This window comes from Pedobacter hiemivivus (genome assembly GCF_004331685.1).
GTDB lineage: Bacteria > Bacteroidota > Bacteroidia > Sphingobacteriales > Sphingobacteriaceae > Pedobacter > Pedobacter hiemivivus.
The window spans coordinates 83,321-96,941 of sequence record NZ_SJSM01000003.1; the positions used below are offsets into that span (position 1 = coordinate 83,321).

Sequence of the window (13,621 nt, forward strand, 5' to 3'; positions counted from 1 at the left end):
GATAATTAATTAATAAACGTTTGCATATCAATTAGACGTTTATACAGTCCGTCATTAGCCATTAGCTCCTGATGACTTCCTGTTTCCAGTACTTTTCCTTGGTCTATAACTACAATTTGATCTGCATGTTGGATGGTACTTAGGCGGTGCGCAATCACAATAGATGTTCGGTTCTTCATCAAGTTGTTTAAAGCTTCCTGTACTAGTTTTTCTGATTCTGTATCAAGTGCTGAAGTTGCCTCATCTAAGAGCATAATTGGGGGGTTGGCCAATACTGCTCTTGCAATACAGATTCGCTGTCTTTGCCCACCAGACAAACGGTTGCCCCTATCACCGACGAAAGTTTGATAACCTTGTTCTGTATTTAATATAAACTCATGAGCGTTAGCAATTTTTGCTGCAGTAATTACCTCTTCTTCTGTTGCGTCGGGTTTTGCGAATGCAATGTTGTTGAAGATGCTATCATTAAATAATATAGATTCTTGGTTTACGGTACCCATTTGAGCACGTATACTTTCGATGGTTAAATCTCTGTAATCATGGCCATCAATTTTGATGCTTCCGGATTTTGGATCATGAAAACGCGGAATTAGATCCATTAGTGTACTTTTACCACCTCCTGAAGGCCCCACCAAAGCTATGGTTTTTCCTTTTGGAATGTTGAGGTGAATGTTTTTTAATACTTCTTTTGTGCCATAACTAAATGATACGTTTTCAAAAGTTAAAGCCTGGTTAAAGCCATTTAGAGCTTGTGCACCTGGTTTATTTACCATCTCCGGCTTGGTGTCAATAAGTTCTAAAACACGTTCTCCTGCTGCAATACCTGAATGTATTCCGCTAAAAGCATCAGTTAAGGCTTTTGCAGGACGCATTACTTGTGAAAAAATTGCAATATAGGAGATAAATTGCCCTACGGAAAGTGCATTCGGCTGCTTGCTCATCGTAAGTGACCCACCATACCAAACAATAAATGCAACCATTAGAACACCAAGAAATTCAGATACGGGCGATCCTAACTGTTGTCTCCTTACCATTTTTCTATTTAGGTTGGAATAGAAAACATTCTCATTATGGAATTTATCTTTTATCCTTTGTGTTGCATTAAAGGCCTTAATGATTTTGATAGCACCAAGTGCTTCGTCTAAAAACCCAATCATCTTAGCAAAAGATTCGTGTGATTCTTTAGCTTGTTGTTTTAATCTTTTTACAATTTTACTAATGATGAAAGCCGATAGGGGGATTACCATTAAAGAAAATAGGGTTAGCTTTACAGATATCATTAATAAAGCAATGATGTAGAAAATAAGGGTTACAGGCTCTTTAAATACTACCTGTAGGGTGTTAGTAACCGTAAATTGTACAACTTGCACATCCGAAGAAACTTTTGAAATTATATCTCCTTTACGTTCGTTGTTAAAGTATCCTACGTGAAGGTTCATTACATTGTTAAATACCGTTTTGCGGAGATTTAAAAGGGTATGCACTCTTAAGTCCTCCATAGTTCTCTGAGAAAAATATTTGAAGATATTGGAAAGCAAAACGGAAGTGATAATAATAATACAGATATATGTTAATGTTTTTTCTGGACCATAAATAGCCAGAGAATGATCAACAAATTCCTGAAATTTTGCCATGACGTTAAAGTTCGAAACTGGAGTATCAGTTGGAATGGGCTTAGGCTTGTCGTCTGACATCATTACCCCAAATAGAGGAGCTAGCAAGGTGAGGTTTAATACCCCAAAAAGCACTGCAAGCAAGGTCGTGATGATATATGGTATTGCAAATTTTTCAATAGGTTTTGCAAATGATAATAATCTGAAATAGGTTTTCATTTATAAAAATTAGGCTGCAAAGTTACGTTTTCTATAATAAAAGGTAAGTTGTTACAGGAATACTACATTCTTGTTAGAAATGGAAGTGTTAATTTTATCGATGATATCCTGCACATCAAGTTGAGAATCGTATTTTTTCTTGAGGGATAGAATGTTACTTCTGGAAGTTTTTATCTGAGGGATATGCTGTAGGTACTCCTTGTAGCTTGTCAGCATCCATGATTTTCCGAGGATAAGCTTAGGTAATACTTCCAAAAGGAACAAATAAGGCGGCCATATCCATCCCCTAAATCCATTTAAGTGGATTTTATGAAATATAAACCTGTTCCGGTAATAGATCTTTTTTATAAAATCTGATTTGATCTGAGTTTTTGTACTTCCGCTAACCTGATGGAAACATACGGATTGGTGTTCATAATAACATTTCCAACCCACAAGCCATGCTCTTAAACATAGATCCGAGTCTTCGGAAGAGAAAGGTGAGTAGATTTCATCAAAACCATTCAGCTCTTTAAGTTTTTTTGTGTCAACTAAAGCATTTGCTCCGGAAAGATAGGCGGTATAGGTACTTTGCTCGTTAGGATCCGTTGAATAATAAAACCTGTTTGCTTTAAGTCGGCAACCCTTGCGAAATAAAATTCGGGCTGCATCTTCTATTTTGCTACCGTCAGCGCTCATAATTCGCCCCATAACTCCGAAGGTATCCTCATGTTGAAAGTACTTCCATTGTTTTTCAAAGTAATCTTCAGTAAGTCTCACATCTGAATTTAAGAGAAATGTGAGGTCATATTGTGCTGCTTTTATGCCCTGATTGCAGGTATATGAGAAACCGCGATTCTTATCATTTATAAGCAGATGTATCTGAGGATAATGTTGTTTTATAAAATCTATGCTTTGGTCTTTTGAGCCATCATCGATGACAATGATCTCGAAGGGGACCTCTGCTTTTTCGACCGCCTGAAGCACTGATGGTAAATAGGCTTCCAGTAAGTGCTGGCCATTATAGTTTGGGATAATGATAGAAAGACTTTTCTTCATCATGATTATTTAATAATTTTATAATTACGGTATTCAAACAGCCTGACTCCCGTTAGGTCTTCTATTTTTTGTAATATTCGTCTTTTAAGGCTCATTTTAGGAGTTCTTTTAGTCAGATCTTCATCAAATGTCCAGTTGGTGGCTGCTATTCTGTTTTGAATTACTTTGGGGTGGGTGCCTTCAAATCTAACCAGGCGATCCGCGTTTCTCATATCGAAAGCTTCCTGAACGGGATAGTTTTGCTCCACCCAATCTTGAGTTTGATAGAACTGATTGAAGTTTCTAACCTTTCCTTGTAAGGCCTTAGGTGTCTTTACCCAACCGTAATGATAGATATAGGCATCAATTAATTTGACCCTTAATTTTCTTTCATTGATCCTGAAACCTTGTGCATCTCTGTAAGAATGTATCCCGGGCAAGTTTTTCAGCACGCGGATTTCTCTTCGATACCAACGTCGTGACTCGGCATAATAATCATAAGAGCCATAGAAGTGTACGTACTTTAAAAGTAGCCCTTCTATTTGCGCATCATTCAGGCTGTTTTTCATCTCTTGTTTGATCACATCATGGTACTTTTCATGGATGCATTCATCACCTTGAATGTAAATCATCCAATCCGTGTCGGGCGAAATCGCTTTTATGGCTTTATTTGTCTCCTCTGCAAATACCTGTCCCCCTTTTTGAAGGGAATCATCCCAAACCGTATCAATTATTTTTATCTTATTCGGTGCAATTGATTTTATAAGTGCAGCTGTTTCGTCTGTTGAATTTCCTAAGGCAACAACAAATTCATCACATAGTGGTAAAATAGAACGAATGGCCTCCGCTACAGGGTAGTCGTTTGCGATTGCGTTTCTTATAAAGGTAAAGCCTGTTACTTTCATTGGTGGTATTCAAAGGTATTTTTTGCAAATGTAAGTTTTATTAAAACAGGATTAGCTTTGTGCTATTTGTTTACCTTAAGTACAGGCTGCGTTAATTGCTGTTTTTTCCAATGAGTACCTTTTTGATATAGCAGTTTACTTAGTGGATATTTAAACTTAAAATGACCGTTGTAATCTATTCCAAGTTTACGGTAGGGGATGTTAGGGGTTTCCTTTAAGCATTGCTTTATAGCTTCTGAATAAACTGTTGGTCCGGTCATTTTATGTACATCATGAGGATATTTGTTATTCCTGATGTTGTCTGACATCAGTTCCATAGTTCTTTGTAGAAAGGGGTGATGAGCTTCAAAAACCAATGCCCATTGTACACATAAACCAGGATTTCGTTCATCAGAAATGATGGCAACATCATCCGACTGAATGAAATCATTAAGACTTCCCTTTATAGAACTGTCTATATCCAGGTAGATACCTCCTTTTTTAAGCAATATTGCGTATCTGAAGAAATCTGCCTTTGCCGCACCAATATTAAGTTGTTGATAAAGTTTTAAAGTTTCATCATCGTAGGCTTCCTTCAAAAAAGATTCAATTCTTTTATCGTCATAGAATTCATAGTTGTAATCCCGATTTTTTCTTCTGAATCTTGAAATTTGCCATCTGGTAATTAATGGCAGTTTGTTGGACTTAAACGTTTGATAAATGATCTTGGGTATTGACATTGCTAATGCTTGATCTAATGTGTTTGGAGTAGACCCTTTAAGGGAATATTGAATTAATTCTATTTCTTTGTAGCAAAGATACTTTATTAATGGATGCCAACGACCCACTTTTAAAAGGAATTGAACAAGGGAATTTTAATGCCCTGGCGCGGGCAATTACCTTTGTAGAAAATGATATCCCTCCGGCTACTGAATTGTTAAGGACATTGAAGGTTAACTCGAAAATTCCTGTAATAGGAATAACGGGGCCTCCGGGAGCGGGTAAAAGCACCTTGGTAAATGCAATTACAGCGCACATTGTAAAGGAGGGTAAAAAAATTGCCATTCTTGCCGTGGATCCTACTTCGCCATTTAATTTTGGATCTTTGTTAGGCGATAGGATCAGGATGTCCCAGCAGTTTAATAACCCTAATGTGTACATCAGATCATTGGCAACTCGTGGGGCATTGGGAGGAATATCAGCAAAAACGATTGAAATTGTAGATGTTATAAAGGCGGCGGGGTTTGATATGATCCTTGTTGAGACCGTTGGTGTTGGTCAGTCAGAGGTTGAGATTGCGGGACTTGCTGATAAAACAGTGGTTGTCCTTGTTCCAGAGTCGGGTGATGAAATTCAAAATATAAAATCTGGCTTGATGGAGATTGCCCAAGGCTTTGTCGTGAATAAAGCGGATAGGGAGGGTGCTGATACATTTGCAAATAATCTTAAAAAATTGGTTCATCAGCAACACGAGTGCATTCCTGTGTTTAAAACTGTCGCTGATAAGCAGGAGGGGATAGCTGAGCTGTGTGAATGGTTGCTTCAGCCGGCTTTAATTGATAACGAACGTAAACCTTTTCTGCTGGCGGAAAAGGCCTTTAAAATTATCCAATATCATCGTATGGTAGGTATTGATAGACAGAAATTGCTTACGGAGCTTATTGAGGCTATGAAAAGCGCGGATTTTAACATTTATCGTTTTACTGATAACTGGGTTTGACAGATTGATGGTTGACCTGTCTTAAAAACAGGACTTTCCTGTATTGTGGCTTTAGGCTCTAATTATGCGGTTTTTTGGTGTTTTGTTTAAAAGTTAAAACTAGCTTGAAGTGTATTTTGAACACCATTTAGTGGCATGGCTGTTCTTTTTTATGCAGAATCAAAAACTTTTAGTGATTTAAAGTGTTTATGCGATGTTAATAGCCCTAAATACCGTTATTTATTAATAATTTAGAAGTTTGGAACGGAGTTTGTGTAAGTGTTTTGAGAATTTAAAAATTTGTTTAATTTTGCTACACAAAAAAATTATACAATTAAAATTTGTTTAACCTTAAAAAAGAAAATTATGAATTATTCTACTTTAAAAAAGGGTCTAGCAGCCTCTTTCGTAGCGATAGTTGGAGTAACAACTCTTGCTAGCGCTCAGGATGCTACGACTTCTTCTTCTGCCAAGGTATTTGGTGGTAGAGGCCAGTACAGAACGTGGTCTATTGGTGTTAACGGTGGTGTTTTATCTCCATTTGTTGCTATCGGTGGTACTAACGATTTCAAAAATGCTGAAGTTAACTTAGGTTACGGCATTTCATTGAAAAAACAATTAGGTCATGCTTTTGGCATAGAAGGTAACATTTTCCGCGGAAAGATCTCTGGAACTAACAAAGATGCTCCTGGTCAAGTTCAAAATGGTACTAGAGCATTTGAAACTGAAATTGGTTACTCAGCTGACATTAGAGGTGTTGTAAATGTAGCTACAGTAGATTTCTTGCGTCGTGAGAACTCTGTGAACTTTTACGTATCTGCTGGTTACGGTTTAATCGCTTATGCGCCTAAAGTAACTTTAGCAAATAATACTGTTGTTGACTGGAAAGATAAATCAGTTGGTACTGCAAGTGACTCACATGATGCTAAAACTTACGTTAAAGAAGCATATATCCCAGTAGGTGTAGGTGTTAAATTTAAAGTTTCTGAGCGTGTAGCATTTAACTTAGGTTATACTATGCACTTCTTAGACGGAGATAACTTGGATGGAGTTTATGCAAATGGCGCTTCAAACAAAGATAAATTCTCTTACGGATATGCTGGATTAGAATTCTCTTTAGGTTCTAAATCTAAACCGGCTTTAGAGTGGGTTAACCCATTAGCTTTAATGTATGATGAATTGAAAGATCCATCTTTACGTAATGAAGTTGAAGCTTTAAAAACTCGTGTATCTGCTGTTGAACAATCTATTGAAGGTTTGAAAAAAGATAGCGATGGTGATGGTGTTTCTGATCAATTCGACAAATGTCCAGGTACTCCTGCAGGAACAGCTGTTGATGGTTCAGGATGTCCTCTACCTAAAGTAGAGACAGTTGTAGCTCCAAACACTGGTAACTTAACTGGTTTTGAAACTATCCAATTTGAATTCAACTCTTCAGTTTTAAAAACTGAGTCTTACCCTACTTTAGATAAATTATCTTCAGTATTGCGTGAAAACGGTGGTAAAGTAACTGTAAACGGTTACGCTTCAAGCGAAGGTACTGCTGCATACAATGTGAAATTATCTAAAGACAGAGCTAACTCTGTTAAAACTTACTTAGTTAACTCTGGTGTTAACGCTAGTCAAGTTGTAACTAAAGGTCATGGTGAAGCTAATCCAATCGCTTCAAACGATACTGAAGAAGGTCGTATCCAAAACCGTCGTGTTGAATCAGCTAGAAACTAATTATTTCTAATTAAATACGAAAAAGAGGGCTTCAATTTTGAAGCCCTCTTTTTTTTATTTATACCTTTGTGTAAGTATGTATTTATTCAGAAAAAAGGATTCGAACAGGCCAACAAATACCAATATAAAAATCATGCACATCATCAATGCTATTGCTATTGTGATGTTTGTAGGAGGTGTTTTATGGAAATTAATTGATTGGCTTTTTTTAAGCTGAATTTAAACAACATCATAACTCTTAATATTAATTGAATACTGATATGAATACGGTAATAAACACCACTGATGCTCCGGCTCCAATTGGACCATATAGTCAGGCAGTAATTGCTAATGGCTTTTTATTTTTGTCAGGTCAGGTAGCTATAAATCCTGAAACGGGTGACCTAACTCAATCTTCAATAAAGGAAGAAACACACCAGGTAATGAGAAACATTAAAGCTGTTTTACTTGAAGCTTCTTATGAATTTGAAGATGTGGTAAAGACGACCATTTTTTTGTCAGACATGGGCTTATTTGCTGAAGTGAATGAAGTGTATGGTTCTTATTTTGACAAGAACTTTCCTGCTCGTGAAACGGTTGCTGTAAAAGGATTGCCAAAGGGCGTAAACGTGGAAATTTCGATGACTGCATATAAAGCTTAAATTTTGCCGAAATCTAATTTACGGTACTTTTTTGCAGGGATTTTATCTTTTGCTATCTGGGGTTTTTTCTCGATTCCATTAAGAAATCTGAAGGCTTTTCCTTCAGAAGAGATCTTGTATTATCGTATTTTTACCTCCCTTATTTTTATTTGGCTTGCTATTCTTGTATTCAGAAGAAAAGAGCTTAAAAAGGATCTCGTTTATCTTTCGTTTATTACGAACAGGGAGAGGCGCAATATTCTATTGCAGTTAATTGGCTCTACGTTGCTGCTCACATCTAACTGGTATACTTATATCTACGCCGTAAATAACGTGAGTTTGCAATCGGCGGCCTTTGCTTATATGGTATGCCCGCTGATTACCGCTTTTGGAGGATTCTTGATTTTAAAAGAATCATTATCCAGGCTGAAATTGATATCCCTTGGTATAGCTTTATTGAGTATTTTGTTGTTGGCCACCGGTTCATTTGTAGAAGTGCTATGGTCGGTAATCATTGCTTCATTGTATGCATTTTACCTCATTATACAGCGCAAAATGCAACATTTGGATAAGTTAAATGTATTGGCTGTCCAAATAGGTTTTGCAGTTATACTAATGTTGCCTTTTTATTTATTGAAACATGAAGGCTTTCCTCAGGACTTATGGTTTTGGGGAAATATTACACTAATTGCTGTCTTTTTCACCATAATTCCTTTGTTTTTAAGTTTATTTGCATTAATAGGAATTCCGTCGTCAACGTTGGGGATTATTATTTATATAAATCCCATTATAGCCTTTACGGTAGCTATTTTCTACTTCGGTGAATATGTTGATGCACATCAATTGTTCGCTTACTTATTACTGCTACTATCGGTAGTTGTATTTAATTGGGCTATCATAAAAGATATCTTTACATTTAAGAGAAAAAATATTTAAAGCTTTGTTTGCATCTACCTTAGATACGACTATCGAATTTCTGAAGGGCGTGGGGCCTAAACGTGCAGAACTTTTGCAAAAGGAGCTGGGTATTTTTACTTACGACCAATTGCTCAATTATTTTCCATTTAGGTATATTGACAGGACAAGGTTTTATAAAATTAACGAACTGAGCCCTGAGCTTCCTTATGTGCAGATATTAGGACGGATTACAGGTAAAGAACAAATTGGCGAAAAACATAAGAAGCGAATTGTAGCCCGTTTGACTGACGAAACTGGTTCCATTGAATTGGTGTGGTTTCAAAGTTTAAAATGGGTAGATGAGCATGTGATGAAAGGGAAGGTTTATATTGTATTTGGTAAGCCGACGGTATTTAATGGGAGTTTTAGTATCTCGCACCCTGAATTGGAAAGTTATCCGAGGCCTGCCACCATTACTGGTAACCTTAGGCTACAACCAGTTTACAATTCGACAGAGAAATTAAAGAAGTTTTTTTTGGATAGTAAGGGTATTCAAAAGCTGCAAACCTTATTGCTGGAACAACATCTTTTTGAAGTTAAGGAGACTATACCTCCTTATATTCTCGAAAAATATCACATGATATCAAGGAAGGAATCTATTTTAAATATCCACTTTCCTAAAGATGTTGCTTTATTAAAAAAGGCTGAGAGTAGATTGAAGTTTGAGGAGCTATTCTTTATTCAATTGCAGTTGTTGTACAATAAACAACTTAGAGAGCTGAAATTTAAAGGACACTTGTTTCCGTTAGTCGGGGAACGTGTAAACACATTTTATAATGAAATACTTCCTTTCGAACTTACTGGTGCACAGAAACGCGTAATCAAAGAAATTAGAATGGATACCCAGCGCGGTATTCAGATGAATCGTTTGGTGCAGGGAGATGTTGGGAGCGGTAAAACGGCGGTAGCTTTAATGAGTATGCTACTGGCTAATGACAACGGCTATCAGGCCTGTATGATGGCGCCTACAGAGATATTGGCTCGTCAGCACTATGAATCAATCAGTTCGTTATTAAAGGATCGCCTGATTAAGGTCTCCATACTTACTGGCAGTACAACCAAGAAGCAACGTACGCAGCTACACCTGGCATTGGAAGCAGGTGAGATCGATATTTTAGTGGGAACACACGCTTTGATCGAAGATAAGGTTGTATTTAAAAACCTTGGTCTGGTAGTGATTGATGAACAACACCGTTTTGGAGTTGAGCAACGCGCTAAGCTGTGGCGTAAAAATATTGTACCCCCACATATATTGGTGATGACGGCTACTCCGATACCAAGGACGCTCGCGATGACGCTGTACGGTGATTTGGATGTGTCTGTGATCGACGAATTGCCTGTGGGCAGGAAACCAATTGAAACGAAACATTTGTTTGAAGGGCAGCGTTTGCGGATGTTTGGTTTTATGAAACAGGAGATTGCCAAGGGGCGACAGGTTTATGTGGTTTATCCATTGATTAAGGAAAGTGAGAAGTTGGATCTTTTGCATCTCGAGGCTGGGATAGAACAGATGAGCTATCAGTTTCCGAGGCCAGATTATCAGATTAGTATTGTGCATGGTAAAATGAGCAACGCCGATAAACAATACGAAATGCAGCAGTTTATTGATGGCAAAAGTCAGATTATGGTAGCTACGACTGTAATCGAAGTGGGCGTTAATGTTCCGAATGCTTCGGTTATGATCATTGAAAATGCAGAGCGCTTTGGACTTTCACAATTGCACCAATTACGTGGTCGGGTAGGGCGTGGTGCCGAGCAATCTTTCTGTATTCTAATGTCTGGAAACAAATTAAGTGCAGACGGGAAATTACGTCTGGAAACCATGGTGAAAACCAGTAACGGGTTTGAAATTTCAGAAATAGACCTGCAACTCCGTGGCCCCGGTGATATTACCGGTACTCAGCAAAGTGGGGTGTTGGAACTGAAATTGGCGGACTTGGCAAAGGATCAGCTCATTTTGCAGGAAGCCAGAAATACAGTTATAGAATTACTGACTGTAGATCCTCATCTGGAATTGCCCGAAAATAGTTTGCTGAAGACCTATCTTGCTAAAAGGCGTCGCGGTATTGCCTTTGATAAGATTTCTTAATTAATCCTCATCGCTTCCGGGTAAAGATCCTGCGCCAGAATAGGCTCCCTTACGAATAACTGGTACGCCAAGGTGCTTATATAGTTCATCGAGGTGCATCAGACTGCCATTGGTTAAATTGCCTAGAAATATAACGACTATATCCTTTTGGAAATCGCGTACATAGATGTGTCTGAACCCGTGCCACCAACCTGTGTGGTACACTACTTTTCTATCTTTTTCTCCGTCAAACATACGCCAGCCATAGCCATAATTAAAATGACCTTTAATAGCTTTGTTTCGGCCTCTGTACGCTGAATCCAGACTTTTTTGTGTTAATAGTCTACCGTTCTTTAAATATTTATCATATAAGACTAAGTCATGCAAAGTACTGTAAATACCTTTATCGCCAACAGGACCATCTAAAAAGTTTTGCACTACAGAGTATCGCCAGCTGTTACGATCATGACCTACAACGTCTACAGGGATTTTCTCATACTCTGCTTTAGAATAAACATGTGTGTTTTTCATCCCGGCCGGCTTAAATATATGTTCCATCATATATTGGGAGTAGCGTTGCCCAGTTACCTTTTCAATAATTGCACCCAGCACCATAAAGTTCGAGTTGTTGTAATGGAAAAGTCTGTCAGGTTTGGTATATGGATTAGGTTTTTTATCAGCAATTACCTGCATTACTTCCTGGTTTGATACTCCTTTTTTCATGTCGCGTTTTTCCTTACGCCAGATATCGTCAATGAAATAAACGTAATTCATCATTCCACTACGGTGCGATAGTAGTAATTCTACAGTTATCCCGTCATAAGGGAAGTTTGGGTAGAATTTTTTCACATCGTCTGTAAGTTTAAGCTTTCCTGTTTCAACCAGTTGCATAATTGCAACACCGGTAAAGGTTTTGGTAATAGAAGCTAGCTCGAATTCTGAGTTTATTTTCAGGCTGTCGCGATGTAGGTAATCCGCCCAGCCAACAGCTTTTTCATAAATGATTTTTCCACCCTTTGCTACCAGTACGTTTCCATTGAAGCTATATTTTTTATGTAAGTTTTGTACAAAATCGGCAATCCATTTATCACCTTTTGCCGGATTGTATACCAATAATAAACTATCCGCCTTATCGTCTTCAGGTATTCTTACTTTTTTATCTGCTTCTGCCTTCTTGGCTTTTTCTGCCGGACTTGAACAGGATGATAATGATAATATGGCTAATGATAAGGCTATAGTTAGTTGACGAAATTTCATGGACAATGCAATACAGGTTAAAAAGTCGAAAAATAAGGATTTTTACCCCTTTAAACGTAAAAGAGTTTTAAACATTGTAAACTTTGTCGTTGATTAATTACATAAATCCAACTCATTGAGGCATAAAAACTTTAAATTTGCGACAACAAAAAAAAGAATACTATGAATTTTAGAACCGAACACGATACGATGGGTGAAGTGCAGGTGCCTGCTGATAAATATTGGGGTGCTCAAACTGAACGTTCAAGAAATAACTTCAAAATTGGTCCGGAGGCTTCTATGCCTAAAGAGATCATTCATGCTTTTGGATATTTGAAAAAAGCAGCGGCATTAGCAAATACAGAACTGGGTGTTTTATCACAAGATAAAGCAACTTTGATTGCAAAAGCTTGTGATGAGGTGATTGCAGGTAGCTTAGATGATCAATTCCCATTGGTGATTTGGCAAACGGGTTCAGGTACGCAAAGTAACATGAATGCCAATGAGGTTATCGCTTATCGTGCGCACGTTTTGAATGGTGGAGATCTGGCTGATGATAAAAAAGTTTTGCATCCTAATGATGACGTAAATAAATCGCAGTCATCAAATGATACTTACCCTACTGCAATGCACATTGCGGCTTATAAACAAGCCGTTGAAGTTACGGTTCCGGGATTAGAAAAATTATATAAAACCCTTGTCGCTAAATCTGAAGAATTTGCTACAATCGTAAAAACAGGACGTACTCACTTTATGGATGCTACTCCTTTAACTCTTGGACAAGAGTTTTCTGGCTATGCACAACAAGTTAGTAATGGTCTTAGAGCTATTAAAAATGCTTTGGTAATGATCAGTGAGGTAGCTTTAGGCGGTACAGCTGTTGGTACAGGTTTAAATACGCCTAAAGGTTACGATGTATTGGTGGCTAAAAAGATAGCGGATTTAACAGGCTTGCCTTTTGTTACTGCGCCTAATAAATTCGAAGCTTTAGCTGCGCATGATGCAATGGTAGAGCTTTCTGGTGCATACAAGCGTGTGGCGGTTTCATTAATGAAAGTTGCAAATGATGTAAGGATGTTAAGCTCGGGCCCGCGTTCTGGCATCGGGGAGATCATTATTCCTGATAACGAACCGGGATCTTCTATCATGCCAGGTAAGGTTAACCCTACACAACCAGAAGCATTAACAATGGTTTGTGCTCAGGTGATTGGAAATGATGTTGCTGTAAGTATCGGTGGGGCTACAGGCCATTTTGAACTGAATGTGTTTAAACCTGTAATTGCGGCCAACGTTTTACAATCGGGACGTTTGATTGGAGATGCTTGCGTTTCATTTAATGACCATTGCGCTGCCGGAATTCTTCCAAATCTTCCAGAGATAAAAAAACATTTGGAAAACTCTTTAATGCTAGTGACGGCATTAAATCCTCATGTTGGTTACGAGAATGCAGCAAAGATTGCAAAGAAAGCACATAAAGAAAATAAAACCTTAAGAGATGCTGCAATTGAATTAGGCCTATTAACCGGTGAACAATTTGATGAGTGGGTTCGTCCAGAGGATATGGTTGGTAGTTTAAAATAAGC

General features: G+C 37.9%; 12 protein-coding genes. 7 read left to right on the plus strand and 5 right to left on the minus strand.

The genetic code is table 11. The features are described from left to right. Nucleotides 1-5: 5 nt before the first annotated feature. The 4 genes from EZ444_RS06525 to EZ444_RS06540 all read right to left on the minus strand — a co-directional run bounded on the left by EZ444_RS06525 (nt 6) and on the right by EZ444_RS06540 (nt 4,473). Nucleotides 6-1,832 (minus strand): ABC transporter ATP-binding protein, encoded by a 1,827-nt coding sequence (locus EZ444_RS06525; protein ID WP_131607928.1) that lies wholly within the window; start codon nt 1,830-1,832, stop codon nt 6-8. 51 nt (nt 1,833-1,883) lie between these two features. After that, nucleotides 1,884-2,873, minus strand: coding sequence for a glycosyltransferase family 2 protein (locus EZ444_RS06530; protein ID WP_225874654.1), 990 nt, complete (start codon nt 2,871-2,873; stop codon nt 1,884-1,886). Between the two features lie 2 nt (nt 2,874-2,875). Beyond that, nucleotides 2,876-3,754: a glycosyltransferase family protein gene (locus EZ444_RS06535; protein ID WP_131607929.1), complete on the minus strand. Its 879-nt coding sequence runs from the start codon at nt 3,752-3,754 to the stop codon at nt 2,876-2,878. Nucleotides 3,755-3,816: 62 nt separating this feature from the next. Beyond that, nucleotides 3,817-4,473: a glycosyltransferase family 32 protein gene (locus EZ444_RS06540; RefSeq protein WP_131607930.1), complete on the minus strand. Its 657-nt coding sequence runs from the start codon at nt 4,471-4,473 to the stop codon at nt 3,817-3,819. Nucleotides 4,474-4,562: 89 nt separating this feature from the next. Between EZ444_RS06540 and meaB the strand changes: the two genes are divergently transcribed. The 6 genes from meaB (at nt 4,563) to recG (ending at nt 10,823) form a co-directional block, all read left to right on the plus strand. Next, the gene (meaB, locus tag EZ444_RS06545; RefSeq protein WP_131607931.1) at nt 4,563-5,453 is read left to right on the plus strand and encodes a methylmalonyl Co-A mutase-associated GTPase MeaB; all 891 of its coding nucleotides are present in this window, start codon (nt 4,563-4,565) and stop codon (nt 5,451-5,453) included. A gap of 345 nt (nt 5,454-5,798) precedes the next feature. Beyond that, nucleotides 5,799-7,157, plus strand: a complete 1,359-nt coding sequence (locus tag EZ444_RS06550) for an OmpA family protein (protein ID WP_131608293.1) — start codon at nt 5,799-5,801, stop codon at nt 7,155-7,157. 76 nt (nt 7,158-7,233) lie between these two features. Beyond that, nucleotides 7,234-7,374 carry a DUF6728 family protein gene (locus EZ444_RS27790; RefSeq protein WP_317130115.1) on the plus strand — a complete coding sequence of 47 codons (141 nt, stop codon included), beginning with the start codon at nt 7,234-7,236 and terminating at the stop codon, nt 7,372-7,374. Nucleotides 7,375-7,417: 43 nt separating this feature from the next. Then, nucleotides 7,418-7,798, plus strand: coding sequence for a RidA family protein (locus EZ444_RS06555; RefSeq protein WP_131607932.1), 381 nt, complete (start codon nt 7,418-7,420; stop codon nt 7,796-7,798). A gap of 3 nt (nt 7,799-7,801) precedes the next feature. Next, complete coding sequence (locus EZ444_RS06560) at nt 7,802-8,713, plus strand: EamA family transporter (RefSeq protein ID WP_131607933.1); 912 nt, start codon at nt 7,802-7,804, stop codon at nt 8,711-8,713. Between the two features lie 4 nt (nt 8,714-8,717). Beyond that, complete coding sequence (gene recG, locus EZ444_RS06565) at nt 8,718-10,823, plus strand: ATP-dependent DNA helicase RecG (protein ID WP_131607934.1); 2,106 nt, start codon at nt 8,718-8,720, stop codon at nt 10,821-10,823. Here recG and EZ444_RS06570 read toward each other — a convergent pair whose 3' ends face one another. Continuing rightward, nucleotides 10,824-12,059, minus strand: a complete 1,236-nt coding sequence (locus tag EZ444_RS06570; RefSeq protein WP_131607935.1) for a serine hydrolase domain-containing protein — start codon at nt 12,057-12,059, stop codon at nt 10,824-10,826. 162 nt (nt 12,060-12,221) lie between these two features. Between EZ444_RS06570 and fumC the strand changes: the two genes are divergently transcribed. Then, nucleotides 12,222-13,619, plus strand: coding sequence for a class II fumarate hydratase (gene fumC / locus EZ444_RS06575; RefSeq protein ID WP_131607936.1), 1,398 nt, complete (start codon nt 12,222-12,224; stop codon nt 13,617-13,619). Nucleotides 13,620-13,621: the final 2 nt, after the last annotated feature.

Excerpts from the sequence above, each read along its gene's own strand:
- EZ444_RS06525 (WP_131607928.1), bottom strand. The coding sequence starts at position 1,832 with ATGAAAACCTATTTCAGATTATTATCATTTGCAAAACCTATTGAAAAA.
- EZ444_RS06530 (WP_225874654.1), bottom strand. The coding sequence starts at position 2,873 with ATGATGAAGAAAAGTCTTTCTATCATTATCCCAAACTATAATGGCCAG.
- EZ444_RS06535 (WP_131607929.1), bottom strand. The coding sequence starts at position 3,754 with ATGAAAGTAACAGGCTTTACCTTTATAAGAAACGCAATCGCAAACGAC.
- EZ444_RS06540 (WP_131607930.1), bottom strand. The coding sequence starts at position 4,473 with ATGTCAATACCCAAGATCATTTATCAAACGTTTAAGTCCAACAAACTG.
- meaB (WP_131607931.1), top strand. The coding sequence starts at position 4,563 with ATGGATGCCAACGACCCACTTTTAAAAGGAATTGAACAAGGGAATTTT.
- EZ444_RS06550 (WP_131608293.1), top strand. The coding sequence starts at position 5,799 with ATGAATTATTCTACTTTAAAAAAGGGTCTAGCAGCCTCTTTCGTAGCG.
- EZ444_RS27790 (WP_317130115.1), top strand. The coding sequence starts at position 7,234 with ATGTATTTATTCAGAAAAAAGGATTCGAACAGGCCAACAAATACCAAT.
- EZ444_RS06555 (WP_131607932.1), top strand. The coding sequence starts at position 7,418 with ATGAATACGGTAATAAACACCACTGATGCTCCGGCTCCAATTGGACCA.
- EZ444_RS06570 (WP_131607935.1), bottom strand. The coding sequence starts at position 12,059 with ATGAAATTTCGTCAACTAACTATAGCCTTATCATTAGCCATATTATCA.
- fumC (WP_131607936.1), top strand. The coding sequence starts at position 12,222 with ATGAATTTTAGAACCGAACACGATACGATGGGTGAAGTGCAGGTGCCT.